The organism is Pelagibacterium nitratireducens (genome assembly GCF_037044555.1).
Classification (GTDB): Bacteria; Pseudomonadota; Alphaproteobacteria; order Rhizobiales; family Devosiaceae; genus Pelagibacterium; species Pelagibacterium nitratireducens.
In genome coordinates this window covers 3678559-3695125 of the sequence record NZ_CP146275.1, presented here as the reverse complement: position 1 = coordinate 3695125, position 16567 = coordinate 3678559, and the positions used below count along the sequence as shown (strand labels likewise).

Here is a 16567-nt window from a genome sequence, read left to right as displayed (position 1 = left end):
CGGAGCTGTGCCCGCTTTGCCTCCAACTGTTCCCCAGGTTCCGCGATCCGCAGCCGCGATCGAATCCATTGCTGTTGCCTCTTATAGCTGTGACGTCCCGCCCACCCCGGCGGCACCCCTGTTTCCCCGTCGCATCCCGTTCATCGGGACAACAAATTTACGCCCCCGCGCAAGCATTTCTTGCGCAGTACCCTATCGTTACAAATTGAAATTGGCGCGTCCGCGCCAGAGGAAAAGACGAAATCCCGTCTTTGTCAGTCTAGAGATGAACCAGGAACTTGGGATGCACGGTCATCACACCATGACGGCCCGCAATGAGCCGAAAATGATTTAAACCGTTCATCGCTGTCCCCTTGGTCTACCCGTTAAAAGGAGGCGTTAGACTTGTCTCTCGCCAGCCTCTTTCTGATCCAACGGGGCCATTTTAGACAGTCAAATTTTTGCGCACAACCGCCGATTTGGTCAAAAATCCGCTTGACTCGTCCCCTGCGCTCTCCGCTGGCCCGGCCCCGCCCCGCAAGGGAAAATTAAGGGTATGGGACTCCTCGCAGATTCCGGTTCGGGCCGTTTTGAGTCTCAACGGATTATTTTTTCCGCGGCCCGTCATCAGGACCGTTGCATGGACTTTTTGTGACCCTGCCATGACGGAAATGTCACGCAAATTTGGCACGGTTTCAAAAATGACAAAGGCCCCCGACGGGGGCCTTGGAAACTTGTTCTCAAACCCGAAACACGATCGGGTCGATAGGATCGATAAAGGTGTTTCCGCCGCGGCTTTACGCGCTCAGGGCCTTCACGCGCTTGGCGAGACGCGAAACCTTGCGGTCGGCCATGTTCTTGTGGAACACGCCCTTGCCGGCAGCGCGCTGCAGCTCGGGTTCGGCGGCGCGCAGCGCTGCCATTGCCGCGGCCTGGTCGCCCGAAGCAATCGCTTCTTCGACCTTGCGCAGATAGGTGCGCACGCGGGAGCGGCGCGCCGTGTTCTTGGCGGTACGGGTTTCGATCTTGCGGGTGGCCTTCTTGGCCGAAGGGGTATTTGCCATGGTTTTGAAATTCCTCGTGGCGGTGTGCCTTGCGTGCTTGAACCCATCGGGCAAGCACAACCGGAACGGGCGCACCTTGCGGCACGCCCAGCGAAGGCTGCTCTATAGAGAGCGGGGCAAAGAGAGTCAAACGCTTTAGCGCTGGCAGGTTGGGCAGAAAAACGTCGAACGCCCCGCCTGAACGATTCGCTTTATGGTGCCGCCACATCCCGGCCGCGGACAGGGGTCGCCTTCGTGGCCATAGACGGCAAAGCTATGCTGGAAATAGCCCGGCTGCCCGTCCGCCCTGGCAAAATCTTTAAGCGTTGATCCCCCCGCCGCGATCGCCGCCGCCAGCACCTGCCGGATCGCCGCCACCAGCTCTTCGATTTCCCCTCCATCCAGAGTGCCGCCGGCCCGGCGCGGATCGATCCCGCTCATATGCAAGGCCTCGCACACATAGATATTGCCCAGCCCGGCAATCACCCGCTGATCGAGCAGCGCCGTTTTGATCGGCCCCTTCCTGGCTCTCAGCCTTTCGGCCAGATAGGGCGCGCTCAGATCGTTGCCCAGCGGTTCGGGACCCAGCGAATCGGTAAAGGGGTTCGCCGCGCCCGGCGCAAACAGATCCATGAACCCGAACCGGCGCGGGTCGCTATAGGATAGAGTCACGCGCCCGCGCGCGGGATGGACCAGATGGACCCTCACATGGACATGCTTGCCGCTCGAATCGCCTGGGTTGAGACGGCTCGCCTCCTCGAGCAATTGATCGGCGACAAGAAACGCCCCCGTCATCCCCAGATGCGACAGCCACGCCCCGCCATTCGAGAGGGTGGCAATCAGATATTTGGCCCGCCGCCCCAGATGGGTGATCGTGTGCCCTTCCAACCCGGAAACGAACCCCTCGGGAAACGGAAACCGCAGGTCGGGACGGTTGAGCGTGACCGCTTCGATCCGCGCCCCTTCGATGTAGGGAGCCAGCCCACGCCGCACGGTTTCAACTTCGGGCAATTCAGGCATGAATTTCACTCAAGTCCATACATTTTGCCGCCATTGTTTGCGACGATTTCGCCAAAGCTCTACACCTTGCGTTATGGCGCGGCCAAGCCCATAACCGGGCTCTAAGCCAAGCAGAGAGGCTCGAAATGACCGAAAACGCTCAGACCACCCATTTCGGAACGCGCACCGTCCCGCTGGGCGAAAAGCAGGGCCTGGTCAACGATGTCTTTTTCAAAGTGGCCTCGCGCTACGACCTGATGAACGACCTGATGAGCGGCGGAATCCATAGAGTCTGGAAGGACTTGATGGTCGCCCGCCTCGCTCCGCCCCGTTCCGGATCGCGCGATTACAAGGTGCTCGACATGGCCGGCGGCACCGGCGATGTCGCCATGCGCATCCTCGATGCCAGCCACGGCTACGCAAAGGTCACGGTCTCCGACATCAATGCCGACATGCTTGCTGTGGGCGCCGAACGCGCCAGATCCTGGCGCTACCCGGCCAATGTCGATTTCGTCGAGGCCAACGCCGAACAATTGCCGTTTGAAAACAACAGTTTCGATGCCTACACCATCGCCTTCGGCATCCGCAACGTGCCCCGCATCGACAAGGCCCTTTCCGAAGCGTACCGGGTCCTCAAACGCGGCGGTCGCCTTCTGGTGCTCGAATTCTCAAAGGTCGATGTCCCGGTGCTCGACAAGGTCTATGACCTTTTTTCCGACCGCCTGATCCCGCCCATGGGCAGGATGGTCACCGGCGATGCCGAGCCCTATCAGTATCTCGTTGAATCCATTCGCAACTTCCCCGATCCGGCCACCTTCTCGACCATGATCGAAACCGCGGGCTTCAAGCGCGTCACCCACACCGCATTCTCGGGCAACATCGCTGCATTGCATGGGGGCTGGAAGCTCTGACCATGGGGCTGGGGACCTATCTAAGGCTCGCACGGGCCGGCTTCGTTCTGGCCCGCGAGGGAGCGTTCTCGCTCGCCGAGGGCCAGCCCATTCCGCCCTCGGCCAAGCTTATGGTCGGCATCGCCCGGCTGATCGAGAAGCGAGACGTGCGCAAGACCGGCCGCGTCACGCGGCTGGCCAATGCCCTGACCCGGCTCGGCCCGGTTTACGTCAAGCTCGGCCAGGTCCTCGCCACTCGCCGCGACATCATCGGGTTTGAAATCGCCTCCGATCTCGCCGCCCTTCAGGACGCGCTGCCCCCGTTCGATGAAAAGCTTGTCCCCGGTCTTCTGGCCCAAGCACTGGGTGAAAAGGCGGCCGCGCTCAAGGACATTTCGCCCCCTCTCGCCGCGGCCTCCATCGCCCAGGTTCATAAGGCCCGCCTGCAAACGCCGCAGGGCGAGCGCATGGTGGCCGTCAAGCTCCTGCGCCCCAAGATCCGCGAGCGCTTCGCCCGCGACCTCGACGGGCTCTATGCTTTGGCTGGCGTGGCCGAGCGCTTCATGCCGGCAACGCGGCGCTTCAACGGCAAAAAGGTCGTCGATGCTTTGGCCCGCTCGGCCCTGCTCGAGATGGATCTGCGCATGGAAGCGGCTGCCATGTCCGAGCTGGCCGACAATCTGGGCAGTGACGGCGATTTCGGCGTGCCCGATGTCTTTTGGGAACAGACCGGGCGTTCGGTTCTCACCACCGGCTGGATCGACGCCATCCCCATCCGCGAGGTCGAAAAGATCCAAGCGGCCGGCATGGACCGTGCCAAATTGGCCGCCAGCCTCATCCAGAGCTTTCTGCGCCAGGCCATCCGTGATGGCTTTTTCCATGCCGACATGCACCCGGGCAATCTGTTTGCCGACCCCAAGACCGGCGGGATCATCGCCGTCGATTTCGGCATCATGGGCCGCATAGGTAAGCGCGAGCAGCGCTTCCTGGCCGAAATCCTCTATGGCTTCATCACCCGTGATTATTACCGCGTGGCCGAACTCCATCTCGATATCGGCTATGTACCGCAAACCCACACCATCGACGATTTCGCCCAGGCGATCCGTGCCATCGGCGAGCCGCTGGTCGGGCGCGGGGCCGACGAGATTTCCATGGCCCGTGTTCTCGCCCAGCTGATCGAAGTGACCGAACTGTTCGACATGACCGCCCGGCCCGAACTTGTCCTTTTGCAAAAAAACATGGTGCTGGCCGAAGGCACGGCACGCCTGCTCGATCCGCAATTTAACATGTGGACCGCCGCCGAACCGGTGGTGTCCGAATGGGTGCGCCGCACCGTCGGGCCGCAGGGGAGGCTCGACATCGCCAAAGAGGCCATCGACGAGGCGCTCGATCTGGCCAAACGGCTGCCCGATCTGGGCCGCCGCGCCGAACGCGTCCTGACCCGGCTCGAGGCCGATCAGTTGCGCCAGGACAAAAAGGACCCGTTGATCGAAATCCTCAAATGGGGGAGCCTTGCGACAATCGTTTTGGCGATCATCAGCCTGATCGCCCATCTGGGAGGCGCGCTGTGAGTGTAGCCGGCAAGCATATTCTCTTGATCATCTCGGGCGGCATTGCCGCCTATAAGGCCATCACGCTGATCCGCCTGATCCAGAAAGCGGGCGGCACCGTGCAGGTGATCCTGACCGAAGGGGCAAAACAGTTTGTTTCCCCCCTGACCATTTCCACGCTCTGCGGTCGCCCGGCCCTGTCCGATCTTTTCGATCTCACCCGCGAGGCCGAGATTGGCCATATCGAGCTGTCCCGCTCGGCCGATCTTGTCGTTGTCGCTCCTGCCACCGCCAACATCCTGGCGCGCATGGCCAACGGGCTGGCCGACGATCTTGCCACCACCTGCCTTCTGGCCACCATCACCCCCGTCCTCGCCGCCCCGGCCATGAATGTGCGCATGTGGGAAGCGCCCTCCACCCGGCGCAACATCGAAATCTTGCGCCGCGATAACATTGCCTTTGTCGGCCCCGAAGAGGGTGACATGGCCTGCGGCGAATTCGGCGCGGGCCGCATGGCCGAGCCCGAAGATATTCTTGCCGCCATCGCCGATCACTTCACCCATGGATCTGGACCGTGCCCCCTGGAAGGTCGCACGGTCATCGTCACCTCCGGCCCCACCCGGGAGCCCATTGATCCGGTCCGTTACATTTCCAACGCCTCCTCGGGCCGCCAGGGCACTGCCATTGCTGAGGCGCTGGCTTCGCAGGGCGCCATTGTCAAATTCGTCACAGGCCCGGCCGAGTTTTCAAAGCCCAGGGGCTGCGAAATCATCCCGGTTGAAACGGCGCTCGAAATGGAAGCGGCCGTTACCGCAGCCCTTCCCGCCGACGCCGCGATCTTTGCCGCCGCCGTTGCCGATTGGCGTATCGCCCAGCCGGCCGATGCCAAGCTCAAAAAGGATGGGTCGGGCACCGCGCCCGCGCTCGACTTCATCGCCAACCCCGATATTCTCGCTTCGGTCGCCCACCTTCCGGCAGGCGAACGCCCCGCGCTGGTTATCGGTTTTGCTGCCGAAACGGGAAACCTTGAAACCCACGCCCGCAACAAGCTGGCCCGCAAGGGGTGCGACTGGCTGCTCGCCAATGATGTGAGTCCCGGCAGCGGGGTTTTCGGTGGCGCCGATACGCGCATACTGTTTCTCGATGGCACGGTTACCGATGATTGGGGCCCGCAATCGAAAACCGCTGTGGCTACAAAACTCGCCGACCGCATCGGCAAACATTTTGCCGGCGGCAACTGAGCCTGCCGTCTTGCAAAAGCGGGTCGTTTCCGACCACAGTGCGCCAGATTTTCTGAGGAAGGGATGCACCCAATGACCATGACCACGATGACCCGTCTGGCCGGTGCCAGCGGTCTGGCCCTGTTGCTCACTGCATGTATGGACGTTTCGATGACCGTCGACGTGCAAAGCGAAACCGAGGCCGAGGCCACCATGGTCACCTCCATGGCCGCCGACATGGTCGAATTGATGAACGCCCAGGCCGAGGGCAGCGAGGAAGAATTCTGTGCCGATGGCGAGCTGATCGAGAATGGCGACGCGATCGATTGCGTCGTCGTTGAGTCCGGCGCCTTCGAAGACCTCGATTTCGGCGACGAACAAGGACAGGGCCCGCTGATCGAAGCCATTGGCGGTGGCCAGGTGCGCGTCACCTTCCCCACCGGCGATCTTGCAGCCTCCCTTGATGAAAGCATGGGCGAGGAACAGGACCCGCAGATGCAGGCGATGATCACCTCGATGTTTGAGGGCCACGCCATCACCATTGCGGTGACCGGCGGCACTATCGTGGACACCAATATGGAAATTTCCGCTGACGGAATGTCGGCAAACTACGAAATTCCCTTCGTGGACCTGTTCGCCGCGACCCTTGAAATGCCAGAGGAAATCTACGCGGTTGTCCAGAAATAGACCATGACAGTCAGGTTCAAATGGCTCGAACACGGCCGGGGTCTTCCCCTGCCCACGCGCCAGAGCAAGGGTGCATCAGGCTATGATCTTGCGGCTGCGGTGGCAGAGGGTCAAACCCTTGTCATCGCGCCCGGTGCCTTTGGGCTCGTGCCGTGCGGCTTCGCGCTCGCGCTGCCGGTCGGTTACGAAGCCCAGATCCGGCCGCGCTCTGGCCTTGCCGCCAGGCTCGGTGTTACCGTGCTCAACGCGCCTGGCACGGTCGACGCCGATTACCGCGGAGAGGTCAAGGCGATCCTGGTCAATCACGGCACCGGCCCGTTCGAAATCCGGCGCGGCGATAGGATCGCCCAGATGGTGATCGCAGCCGTGCCCGATATTGCGCTTGTCGAAGTGGACGAACTCGAGGAGACCGAACGTGGCAATGGTGGATTTGGCTCGACGGGCATCAGCTAGTCTCATTCTGGCTCTTGGCGCATTTACATCGGCCCTCGCCGGCGAGAGTGCGCAGTTCGATGCCATCGGCTATTCCGAAGACGGTCGCTATTTCGCCTTCGAACAGTTCGGCATTCAGGATGGCTCAGGCTTTGCCTATGCCGAAATCTTCCTGATCGATCTGACAACCGACAGTTTCGTTGGCGGCGCACCCTTCGAGACGCGCATCGACACCGAATTGGCTCCAGTGGCCGCCGCCCGCGCCCAGGCACATGCCGATGCCGAATCGGCTTTGACCGAATATGGAATTTCCCGTCCCGCCGTTCCTCTCGCTCTTCGCGGCGACGGCGAGCTGGCCGATGACGGTCTCTCGATCGCGTACGGCATCCCCAGCTATGGCCTTGCCGAAATCGACGGCGAATACACCCTGAACCTCGATATTTTCAAAGCCCCGTCCAGTCAGGATTGCGAATTGTTTGAAGGCAGCCCGATGGGCGTTGCCGTGACCCTGCAAACCGGCGGCATCACCGAGGAAATCTATCGCGACACGCGCGTCCCCGCATCGCGCCATTGCGTCATCACCTACAAATTCTATGGTATCTTCGGCCCCTTCAATTCCTGGGACAATTCATCGTCCGTCGCCGTCCTTTCGGTCTGGTCGCATGGGTTCGAGGGCCCGGACCGGCGCTTTATCGCCCTGCCCGTGGGAGACGTGGAATAAGGTGGCGCTCACCCCTGCCCAATCGGCCCGCTATGCCCGCCACATCGTCCTCAAGGATATGGGCGGGGCCGGCCAGCAAAGGCTCAGCGCGGCTCATATCGCAATTGTCGGCGCCGGCGGATTGGGCGCGCCGGTCATCGCCTATTTGGCCGGGGCCGGAATCGGCAAGCTCACCATCATCGATCCCGATACGATCTCGCTCTCCAATCTTGCTCGGCAGGTCATTTATTCGGACGCCGATCTGGACAGCCCCAAGGCCAACGCGGCCGCCCGTTTCGCCGCGCGCCTCAATCCCGAGATCACGCCGATGGCCAAGGTGGAAAGTCTCACCCCCGACAACGCAAAAAAGTTGCTATCCGGCGCAGACCTTGTCGTTGAAGGCACCGATAGCTTTGCCGCCAAACGCGCCGTGGCTGCGGCCTGTGCGGATCTTGAAATCCCGCTGGTCACTGGCGCGCTTGGCCCGTTCGACGGTTCGGTCACCGTGCTCGCGCCCTTCCTGAAGCGCGAAAACGGCAGCCATTGGCCCGACTTTGCAGCCCTCTACCCCGTCGACCCTACCCCCGAAGGCAGCCCGCCATGCGAGCTTGTCGGCGTTCTCAACGTCCTGCCGGGCATCGTCGGCACCATGATGGCCAACGAAGCCATCAAATACCTTGCCGGCTTCGGCGAGCCGCTTCTGGGAAAGGTGCTGATCTACTCGGCCCGCACCGGCGAGAGCCGGATCATGGGTTACAGATAGCGGGCTGCCGCTCTACAATCGGGCAATTGCCATCGCGGACGAGTGCAGCGAGGACCCTCGACGACCGTTCGCCGCCCCGCCGGAAGGCCAGCGAAAGGCATAGGGCGGTTTTAGCCCGTCATGACGTGCGTGGGTACCGCCCGTGAGGCCGAATCAAGCATCCATATGCTTGAACACCAGCGTTGCGTTGGTACCGCCGAAGCCGAAGCTGTTGGACAGCACGACGCCGAGATCGACATTGTCGCGGCGCTCGCGCAAAATCGGCATGTCCGCAAAATCGGGATCGAGGGTTTCGATATTGGCGCTCTCGCAGATAAAGCGGTTCTGCATCATCAAAAGCGAATAGATGCATTCCTGAACACCCGTTGCGCCCAGCGAATGCCCGGTCAGCGACTTGGTGGCCGACAGCGGAGGGCACTTGTCCTCATTGCCGAACACTTCACGCAAGGCTTCGATTTCCTTGCGGTCACCCACCGGGGTCGAGGTGGCGTGCGGGTTGATATAGTCGACCGGCGCCTTGACGGTTTCAAGCGCCATGCGCATGCAGCGGATCGCGCCCTCCCCCGAAGGGGCCACCATGTCGTAGCCGTCCGAAGTCGCGCCATAGCCGATCAACTCGGCAATGATGTTGGCACCGCGCGCCTTGGCGTGTTCATATTCCTCGAGCACCAGAACGCCAGCGCCCCCGGCAATCACGAACCCGTCGCGATTGGCGTCATAGGCGCGCGATGCCTTTTCGGGCGTATCGTTGAAGTCCGAACTCATGGCGCCCATCGCATCGAACAAATTCGACATCGACCAGTCCAAATCCTCGTGGCCGCCGGCAAAAACGATATCCTGCTTGCCCAGCTGAATCTGTTCGTACGCGTTGCCAATGCAGTGTTTCGACGTCGCGCAGGCCGAGGAGATCGAATAATTGACCCCCAGAATGCCATAGGCCGTGGCCAGCGTTGCCGAAGCGGTCGAACTCATCGCCTTGGGCACGGCCAGCGGGCCGATGCGCTTGGGGCTTTTTTTCTCCCGCGTGATATCGGCCGCTTCCACAACGGCCCGGGTCGAAGGCCCGCCTGACCCCATCACGATTCCTGTGCGCGGGTTTTTGACGTCCTTTTCCTCGAGCCCGGCCATTTCGATGGCCTGCTGCATGGCGATATAGTTCCAGGCAGCGCCCTTGGCCATAAAGCGCGTTGTGCGCCGGTCGAGCACTTCGAAAGGGTCGAGCGTGGGCGCGCCATGCACCTGGCAGCGAAAGCCCAGATCGACATAATCCTGCGCCCGGGAAATTCCCGGACGCGCGTTTTTAAGGCTGTCGAGCACCTCGTCGAGAGTGTTTCCGATCGAGGAGACGATCCCCATGCCGGTGACCACAACGCGCTTCATTTATGCCCCTTGGTCTTTCCTGTCAGACGTATAGTTCGGCCCGAAACTTAAAGGGCGCCCATGTCCGTAAAAAGGCCGACCCGCAGATCCTTGGCCTCATATATGGTCTTTCCATCGGCTTTTACATAGCCGTCGGCGATTCCCAGCGTCAGGCGCGAGCGTACGACGCGTTTGATGTCGATACCATATTCGACCATTTTGACGTCGTTTGTAACCTGGCCGGTAAACTTGATCTCACCCGCCAACGCCCGCCCACGCCCGGGCGATCCGCCCCAGCCGAGAAAAAATCCGGTCATCTGCCACAGTGCATCCAGCCCCAGGCAGCCCGGCATGACCGGATCGCCGTGGAAATGGCAGGCAAAAAACCACAGGTCGGGAGAAACGTCGAGTTCGGCCCGCACCTGCCCCTTGCCATGTGGCCCGCCATCGTCGTCGATCCGCGTAATGCGGTCGAACATGAGCATGGGCGGGAGCGGCAATTGCGCATTTCCCGGTCCAAAAAGCTCACCGCGCCCACAGGCCAGCAACTGGTCGTAATCGTAAGAATGGGCGCGTTCTGCCATGGACTCCCCGCAAATCTGGAAAAAACTGTGTAGAGGGCAATCGCTAGGAGGGTCAATAGACCATTTGCCCGATGCACCTTGAGTGTGATCGGACCCGGAGGGCCGCGAGGCGAAACGTTGCAGGCTTTTCCGGTTCGGTCACACGACAAAACAAAGCCAAAGCCTGATCCAATCGGGCTGGGACAGGCTCTACGCCATCTGTGCCTTCTTCTGGCGGCGCCGGATCACCGAGGAGGCAATGCCCATGCCTTCGCGGTACTTGGCAACGGTCCGGCGGGCCACATCGATTCCCTGTTCGCGCTTGAGCATTTCGGCAATCGTGTCGTCCGACAGGATCGCCTCGGGCTTTTCTCCCTCGATCAGCTGGCGGATACGGTGGCGCACCGCCTCGGCCGAATGATCGTCGCCGCCCGAGGAGGAATTGAGCGCGGTCGTGAAGAAATATTTCATCTCGAACAGCCCGCGCGGCGTCGCGATATATTTGTTCGCCGTCACCCGCGACACCGTCGATTCGTGCATCTCGATCTCGGTGGCAACGGCCTTGAGCGTCATCGGCCGCAGATGGGAAACGCCGTGCCGCAGGAACCCGTCCTGCTGTTTGACGATTTCGGTGGCCACTTTTAGGATCGTCTGGGCACGCTGGTCGAGGCTCTTGGTAAGCCAGTTCGCCGTATTGAGACAATCGACAAGGAAGGTCTTTTCCTCCGGGTCGCGGGTTTTTTTGGAAATCGAGGCATAATAGACCCGGTTGACCAGAACCCGCGGCAGCACGTCGGAATTGAGCTCGACCTGCCATCCGCCGTCATTGCCGCGTTTGACGAACACATCGGGCACCACCGATTGCACCGGCGAAAAATCGAACGCCCGGCCTGGACGTGGATCGAGTTCGCGCAATTCGGCCAGCATGTCGAAAATATCCTCGCGGTCCGCCCCGATCTTTTTGCCCAGCAGCGCCAGATCGTGACTGGCCACCAGATCGAGATGGGCCAGCAGCCCGGCCATCATGGGATCCAGCCTGTCCTTTTCGGCCAGCTGGATAGACAGGCATTCCGAAAGCGAGCGCGCAAAAACCCCAAGCGGCTCGCACCCCTGCACCTTGCCCAGCACGGCCTCGACGGTTCCGGCATCGGCACCGAGCTGCTCGGCGATCTGGTCGATCTCGGCCATCAGATACCCGCGCTCGTCGAGGTTATCGACGAGGCTGCGGGCGATCAGCCGTTCGGCGGGGTCGTTTACGATCAGGTTGACCTGATCGGCCAGATGGTCGGCCAGCGAGATCTGGGCAGACACATATTGGTCGATATCGGGCGCCTCGCCGCCCAACGCGCCGCCCTTGCCTTCGGGCCACGAGCTCGACTGGCTCAGCGAATCCTGCCCTGACTGCTCGGGAAAAAGGTTGGAAGCCTCGGTATCGAAACTGTTCGCGATACTCGTTGCGCTGCCCAGATGATCGGAATAGTCGACAACGTCGCGATAGGGGTCGATCTCCTCGGCCCGCTCGCGCTCCATGGGCGTATCGCCATCGGGCGCATCGGTGCTTTCGAGCAGCGGATTGCGCATCAGCTCGGCATCGACGAAAGCGCTCAGCTCAAGATGGCTCAGCTGCAACAGCCGGATCGACGCCATCAGTTGCGGCGTCAGCGTCAATGTCTGGGTTTGCCGGACATCCAGCCGTGGCGACAGCGCCATGCCTAAAGAGCTCCCACTCAATTCCCCCAAATCGAAGCGTCCCACGCCGGAGCGTGTCCAGAATAAGTGGAAACGGTTGTTCGGTTCGGACACGCGACAACCAAGGACGTCGACTGGGCGAACCTAGCGGCTTTGTGACAGCCCTTCAAGGCATGCCATACAATTTCCGTGCCAAGTGGTGCCAAAGGCTAGAGCTTGAAGCTTTCGCCCAGATAAACCCGCCGCGCGTCGGGGTCGGCCATGATGGTCTCGGGCCGGCCCTGGATCATTACCTTGCCGCCGTGGATCAGATAGGCCCTGTCCACCAACCCGAAAGTTTCACGCACCTGATGGTCGGTGATTAGAACTCCGATGCCGCGCTGGGTGAGCTGGCGCACCAGCCCCTGGATATCGGCCACCGCAATCGGATCGACCCCGGCAAACGGTTCGTCGAGCAGCATGAATTTGGGGTCCGCCGCCAGCGCGCGGGCAATTTCCACACGCCGCCGCTCACCCCCCGACAGCGCCAGCGCATCGGCATCGCGCAGGTGGGAAACCGAAAACTCGTCGAGCAATTCGTCGAGCCGTGCATGGCGCTCTTTCTTGTTTTTGATATGCCCTTCGAGCACGGCCAGCACATTGTCCTTCACGCTCAGCCCGCGAAAGATCGAGGCCTCTTGCGGCAGATAGCCGATGCCCAGCCGTCCGCGCTGATAGAGCGGCAGATGGGTGATCGAAAGCCCGTCGAGTAGCACCTCGCCGCCATCGGGCCGAACCAGTCCCATGATCATGGTAAAAACCGTCGTCTTGCCCGCCCCGTTGGGTCCGAGCAGACCCACCGCCTCACCGCGCCGCACCGCAATCGAGACGTCGCGCACCACGGCGCGCCTTCCAAAACTCTTGGCAAGACCGTGGGCGACGAGCCAGCCGGTCTGGTCGATGCCGCCCATCAGCCCCCCGGCGTAAAGGTGCTGGTGACGCGCCCGCCACCACCCGCGGAGCTGAACGAGGAGGTGCCGGCCCGCGTGTCGATCACCAGCCGATCGGCATTGACGGTGCCGCTGGCATTGACCACCACCACCGAGCCGGTGAACACCAGCACCCGGTCGCCGAAATCGTAATCGGCGGTATCGGCTTCCACGGTCTGGTCGTCGAACGCCATTTTCACCCGCCCACCCGAGGCCGAAAAGCTTTCAAGGTCCGAAGGCCCGCCTTCGCCGTAAACGGTCTCGACCTGGGGCGCTTCGAGCTCCATCGTGCCCTGGGTAATCACCACATTGCCGGTAAACAGCGCCGTACTTTCGTTTTCGAGCACGTCGAGGTTGTCGGCCGTCACGTTGACCTGTTCGTCCGCCTCGCCGGCCAGGCCGCCGAACCCGGCGGGATCGCTGGCCGTGCTCTGGGCCAATGCCGGTCCGGCAAGAAGGGCGAAACATGCGATCGCCAGGCTAAAGCGCGTCATTGTCCGTCTCCGCAGCAAAAGGATCCCGCACCTCTCCGGCATCGGGTTGGGGCATCATATCGAGATTGACGCCGCTAAACTGCCAGCGCGCAGCGTCCAGATCGTGTTCCATCGTATCGGCATAAAGGTGCGCGCCGCTATCGAAGGCGAAACGCACAGGGCCGTCCGACGTGATGATCTGGGCCGGCCAGTCCACTTCGACCCCAGCCAGAACACCTTGCGCACCGGTGGAATCGGAAACCGTGACATCCTCGTTGGAAGTCAGGTATTCGCTGCTCATCGTCCATTCGGCCGAGGCAAATTCGATATGGGCCGAATAGCCGTCATCGTCGGAAATATCGACGGTAAGCTCGTAAAGGTCGGCCGTATCGAGATTGCCCACCCGCGTCTCCGCCCGAGCCGCTTCCAGCGTATAGTTCGAGCCGGTTGCCGTGCGGCCTTCAAAACGCGGTCCCTCGATCACCAGCGTGTCGTTTTCCAGCCTTATGCCCTCTATCGGCACGATATCGCCGACCATGCTGGCGGCAACCTGGAGCGCGGGCACCGACAGAACAACGATGCCCGCCACAGGCACCACCCAGCGCAACACCGCGATCCGCCGGTTGTGCCGGGCAAACCGCAGATAGGTCTCGTGTCGGACGCTGGCGGTGGGCGCGATCATTGGCTAGCTGTGGGCAAAGATATCGGTCTCGGGCCAGCCGGCGAGATCGAGTTGGGCGCGCGTGGGCAGGAATTCGAAACAGGCCTTCGCCATGTCCACCCGGCCCTCTCGTGCCAGCATCCGGTCCAGGTGGCGGCGCAGATCGTGCAGATAGAGCACATCCGATGCGGCATAATCGAGCTGGGCCTGGCTCAGCGTTTCCGCCCCCCAGTCCGACGATTGCTGCTGCTTGCTCATGTCGACGCCCAAAAGCTCGCGCGAGAGGTCTTTGAGCCCATGCCGGTCGGTATAGGTGCGCACGAGTTTCGAGGCGATCTTGGTGCAATAGACCGGCGTGGTCATTACCCCGAACGCGGCAAAAAGCGCCGCCATGTCGAACCGGGCGAAATGAAACAGTTTTGTCTTGGTCTCATCGGCCAAAAGCGCCGCAAGGTTGGGTGCCTCGGTCTGCCCGGGCAGGATCTGGACCACATCGGCAGTGCCGTCACCGGGCGAAAGCTGCACGACGCACAGCCGGTCGCGCATCGGGTTGAGCCCCATCGTCTCGGTATCGATCGCCACCTGCCGTCCGGTGTAGCGGGAAAGGTCGGGCAGATCGCCCTTGTGCAGTCGAACGCTCATGTCGTCTCATAACTCCGGGGAGAGGCAAAGGTTTCCCTAGATGCCACACCCCGCAGCGTTTTGCCTAGACCTTCCAGCCCAAGGCAGGGCTGCGACCAATCGCGCCCCGCCTCCCCTGGCAACAGGGGACGGCCGATAAAACCCGATATTTCTGGAAAGTTCGGCAAGGCCGAAAAAAAACGATGGTGCCCAGAAGAAGACTCGAACTTCCACTCCCTTTCGGGAACTAGCACCTGAAGCTAGCGCGTCTACCAATTCCGCCATCTGGGCAACGGGGGCACGCTTTAGAGTGCCCTTTGGGCTTTGTCAATGCAGCTTGCACCGGCCCGACAGCAATTTATGCGCGGCGGGCCGCGGCTCAGAAATCGGACCCGTTGAAGTGGCTTACGGCGTTCCTGTCATAACGCGGCTCATCGAGACAGTGCACGTTTATGACATGGATCGTGTTGCCCTCCCGATCGCTTCCAGATGCAAAAGGCTGGATACCGCATTGGGTGCAGAACTGATGCGCGATGGTGTGGGAATTGAACCTGTAGATTTTCAGCGCCTCGCTGCCACTCAAAAGCGTGAAATCATCCCCCCGCACCGAATGCATGACCGCGTTCAGCCTCCGGCAGCGCGAGCAATTGCATTGAAACGGCGCCTCGAGCCGTGTGCGGGCGGTAAAGCGGACGGCACCGCACTGGCAACTGCCTTCATAAACAGCAATTTCGGTTTGTTCACCCACTGTTACTCTCCTCGAAAATATAAGAACAAATCAAGAACATATGGATTGAAGAGTCAATCCCCTTTGCCCATGCAGCCGTATCGCGTCGCAAACCGATTGCAATGGGCAAGCCACCGGGGCTAGAACGGGCCATCTTCACAGGCGTTCGTTTTGGCGGCGGGATCCTTCTCATGACCGAAAAGACAAGAAAAATCGCGACGATCTTCGGTGGCTCGGGCTTTATCGGCTCCCAGCTCACCCAGGATCTGGCGCGGCGTGGGTATTCGGTAAGGGTGGCCGTCAGGCGCCCCGATCTGGCCGGCCATGTGCGCATGTTCGGTTTCCCCGGTCAGATCCAGCCGGTCCAGGCCAATCTGCGCTATCCCGAATCGGTCGCTTCCGCCGTGCGCGGGTCCGACGTGGTCATCAATCTGGTCGGCATTCTTTTCGAAAAGGGCAAGCAGCGCTTCCGCGCCGTCCAGACCCAGGGCGCCAAGGCCGTTGCGGAAGCGGCCCGCGACGCCGGCGTGCCCACCCTCATTCACATGTCGGCCATAGGGGCCGATACCCAATCGCCCTCGGCCTATCAGCGCGCCAAGGCGCTGGGCGAGGACGAAGTTTTCAAGGCTTTCCCCGAGGCCATTGTCATTCGGCCGTCCCTGGTGTTCGGGGCCGAGGACGGGTTTTTCAACCTGTTCGGCTTTATCGCCCGCATGTCCCCGATTATGCCGCTGATCGGGCGTGATACAAAATTCCAGCCCGTTTACGTAGCCGACGTCGCCGAGGCCATCGCTCTCGCTTCCCAGGGCGCCGTCAAGACCGGCAAGGTCTATGAGCTGGGCGGCCCTGAAATCGTCACCATGGAACAGGTGATCGAGCGCGTGCTCGAACAGACCCGCCGCAAGCGGGTTGTCCTGCCCTTGCCCGAATTTGTCGCAAAGCCGGTCGCCAGCGTTCTTTCGCTCCTGCCCAGGCCGCTCCTGACCCCTGATCAGGTCATCCAGCTCGGCATCGACAATGTCGTCTCGCCCGAAGCGATAAAGCAGAAACGAACCCTTGAAGCGTTCGGCATCGCGCCCACCACAATGGACGCCATCCTCCCCACCTATATGTGGCGCTTCCGCAAGCATGGCGAATTCGACCGGCACATCAATCCGCTGGTCAATGGCTGATTGGCTCGCTGGACCCGGTTGCGGTTAACCGATCGTTGACCGGTTAAGGAAAAATGCGCGCAGGCTTGGCG

General features: G+C 61.5%; 18 protein-coding genes and 1 tRNA gene. 8 read left to right on the top strand and 11 right to left on the bottom strand.

Annotation, left to right across the window (positions count from 1 at the left end; all coding sequences use genetic code 11):
• Window positions 1-776: 776 nt before the first annotated feature.
• Together rpsT and mutM are read right to left on the bottom strand one after the other, a co-directional pair.
• Entirely contained in the window at window positions 777-1043 is a 267-nt protein-coding gene (gene rpsT, locus V6617_RS18145; RefSeq protein ID WP_338608322.1) for a 30S ribosomal protein S20, read from the bottom strand.
• Window positions 1044-1178: 135 nt separating this feature from the next.
• Window positions 1179-2042 carry a bifunctional DNA-formamidopyrimidine glycosylase/DNA-(apurinic or apyrimidinic site) lyase gene (mutM, locus tag V6617_RS18140; RefSeq protein ID WP_338608321.1) on the bottom strand — a complete coding sequence of 288 codons (864 nt, stop codon included), beginning with the start codon at window positions 2040-2042 and terminating at the stop codon, window positions 1179-1181.
• 125 nt (window positions 2043-2167) lie between these two features.
• Here mutM and ubiE point away from each other — a divergent pair, with 125 nt between their 5' ends.
• The 7 genes from ubiE to V6617_RS18105 all read left to right on the top strand — a co-directional run bounded on the left by ubiE (window position 2168) and on the right by V6617_RS18105 (window position 8263).
• The gene (gene ubiE / locus V6617_RS18135; protein WP_338608320.1) at window positions 2168-2932 is read left to right on the top strand and encodes a bifunctional demethylmenaquinone methyltransferase/2-methoxy-6-polyprenyl-1,4-benzoquinol methylase UbiE; all 765 of its coding nucleotides are present in this window, start codon (window positions 2168-2170) and stop codon (window positions 2930-2932) included.
• Window positions 2933-2934: 2 nt separating this feature from the next.
• The gene (gene ubiB, locus V6617_RS18130; RefSeq protein WP_338608318.1) at window positions 2935-4482 is read left to right on the top strand and encodes a 2-polyprenylphenol 6-hydroxylase; all 1548 of its coding nucleotides are present in this window, start codon (window positions 2935-2937) and stop codon (window positions 4480-4482) included.
• Window positions 4479-5702, top strand: coding sequence for a bifunctional phosphopantothenoylcysteine decarboxylase/phosphopantothenate--cysteine ligase CoaBC (gene coaBC / locus V6617_RS18125; RefSeq protein ID WP_338608317.1), 1224 nt, complete (start codon window positions 4479-4481; stop codon window positions 5700-5702). Before ubiB ends, coaBC begins: the two co-directional genes overlap by 4 nt.
• 72 nt (window positions 5703-5774) lie before the next feature.
• Complete coding sequence (locus tag V6617_RS18120) at window positions 5775-6368, top strand: hypothetical protein (protein WP_338608316.1); 594 nt, start codon at window positions 5775-5777, stop codon at window positions 6366-6368.
• 3 nt (window positions 6369-6371) lie between these two features.
• Entirely contained in the window at window positions 6372-6821 is a 450-nt protein-coding gene (gene dut / locus V6617_RS18115) for a dUTP diphosphatase (protein ID WP_338608315.1), read from the top strand.
• Window positions 6790-7521, top strand: coding sequence for a DUF2259 domain-containing protein (locus V6617_RS18110; protein ID WP_338608314.1), 732 nt, complete (start codon window positions 6790-6792; stop codon window positions 7519-7521). Before dut ends, V6617_RS18110 begins: the two co-directional genes overlap by 32 nt.
• Before the next feature lies 1 nt (window position 7522).
• The gene (locus V6617_RS18105) at window positions 7523-8263 is read left to right on the top strand and encodes a HesA/MoeB/ThiF family protein (protein ID WP_338608313.1); all 741 of its coding nucleotides are present in this window, start codon (window positions 7523-7525) and stop codon (window positions 8261-8263) included.
• Between the two features lie 153 nt (window positions 8264-8416).
• On the opposite strand, the gene fabB is transcribed toward V6617_RS18105, so the two are convergent.
• From fabB to V6617_RS18060, 9 genes are all read right to left on the bottom strand, one after another.
• Window positions 8417-9643: a beta-ketoacyl-ACP synthase I gene (gene fabB / locus V6617_RS18100; RefSeq protein WP_338608312.1), complete on the bottom strand. Its 1227-nt coding sequence runs from the start codon at window positions 9641-9643 to the stop codon at window positions 8417-8419.
• A gap of 47 nt (window positions 9644-9690) precedes the next feature.
• Entirely contained in the window at window positions 9691-10206 is a 516-nt protein-coding gene (gene fabA, locus V6617_RS18095; RefSeq protein WP_338608311.1) for a 3-hydroxyacyl-[acyl-carrier-protein] dehydratase FabA, read from the bottom strand.
• Window positions 10207-10395: 189 nt separating this feature from the next.
• Window positions 10396-11895: an RNA polymerase factor sigma-54 gene (gene rpoN / locus V6617_RS18090; protein ID WP_338608310.1), complete on the bottom strand. Its 1500-nt coding sequence runs from the start codon at window positions 11893-11895 to the stop codon at window positions 10396-10398.
• Window positions 11896-12083: 188 nt separating this feature from the next.
• Window positions 12084-12824, bottom strand: a complete 741-nt coding sequence (gene lptB, locus V6617_RS18085) for an LPS export ABC transporter ATP-binding protein (RefSeq protein WP_338608309.1) — start codon at window positions 12822-12824, stop codon at window positions 12084-12086.
• Window positions 12824-13336 (bottom strand): LptA/OstA family protein, encoded by a 513-nt coding sequence (locus V6617_RS18080; RefSeq protein WP_338608308.1) that lies wholly within the window; start codon window positions 13334-13336, stop codon window positions 12824-12826. The genes lptB and V6617_RS18080 overlap by 1 nt, the downstream gene beginning before the upstream one ends.
• The gene (locus V6617_RS18075; RefSeq protein ID WP_338608307.1) at window positions 13323-13997 is read right to left on the bottom strand and encodes a hypothetical protein; all 675 of its coding nucleotides are present in this window, start codon (window positions 13995-13997) and stop codon (window positions 13323-13325) included. The genes V6617_RS18080 and V6617_RS18075 overlap by 14 nt, the downstream gene beginning before the upstream one ends.
• A 3-nt stretch (window positions 13998-14000) precedes the next feature.
• Window positions 14001-14618 (bottom strand): ribonuclease D, encoded by a 618-nt coding sequence (locus tag V6617_RS18070; protein WP_338608306.1) that lies wholly within the window; start codon window positions 14616-14618, stop codon window positions 14001-14003.
• A gap of 183 nt (window positions 14619-14801) precedes the next feature.
• Window positions 14802-14888, bottom strand: a tRNA-Leu gene (locus V6617_RS18065).
• 88 nt (window positions 14889-14976) lie between these two features.
• Window positions 14977-15345: a GFA family protein gene (locus V6617_RS18060; protein WP_338608305.1), complete on the bottom strand. Its 369-nt coding sequence runs from the start codon at window positions 15343-15345 to the stop codon at window positions 14977-14979.
• A gap of 170 nt (window positions 15346-15515) precedes the next feature.
• Between V6617_RS18060 and V6617_RS18055 the strand changes: the two genes are divergently transcribed.
• The gene (locus V6617_RS18055; RefSeq protein ID WP_338608304.1) at window positions 15516-16496 is read left to right on the top strand and encodes a complex I NDUFA9 subunit family protein; all 981 of its coding nucleotides are present in this window, start codon (window positions 15516-15518) and stop codon (window positions 16494-16496) included.
• Window positions 16497-16567: the final 71 nt, after the last annotated feature.